Here is a 401-nt window from a genome sequence, read left to right on the forward strand (position 1 = left end):
GATCGATCTTCAAACAGCTGCGCAAACGCGCTCCCTGCCTTCTCTTCATCGACGAGATCGACTCGGTGGGAAAGCGGCGCTCCGATGGCTCGAGCTCGGTGGAAAACGATTCCGCCAACACGCTCAACGAGCTGCTGACGCAGCTTGACGGGTTGGGGTCGTCCGCGGGCATCGTCATCATTGGCGCGACCAACCGCATTGATGTCCTCGACCCGGCGCTGGTGAGGGCCGGCCGCTTTGATCTGCACATCACCGTGCCGGCACCTGACCAGATGGCCCGTGAACGGATCCTTTTGGTTTCGGCGCGCGACGTCGAGATCGCCCCGGACGTCGATTTCGCGACGGTCGCACGCGGAACACCCGGTTTCTCGGGAGCCGATCTGGCGACCCTGGTGAATGAG

Annotated in this window: 1 protein-coding gene; it reads left to right on the plus strand. The window is 63.1% G+C overall.

Annotation, left to right across the window (positions count from 1 at the left end):
* Nucleotides 1-401 (plus strand): AAA family ATPase (locus AB4Y92_RS26250; RefSeq protein WP_441822288.1); only part of this gene is annotated, 401 nt, incomplete at both ends.

The sequence above is a fragment of the Lysobacter sp. TAB13 genome (genome assembly GCF_052113885.1).
In the GTDB taxonomy this organism is placed as follows: domain Bacteria; phylum Pseudomonadota; class Gammaproteobacteria; order Xanthomonadales; family Xanthomonadaceae; genus Lysobacter; species Lysobacter gummosus.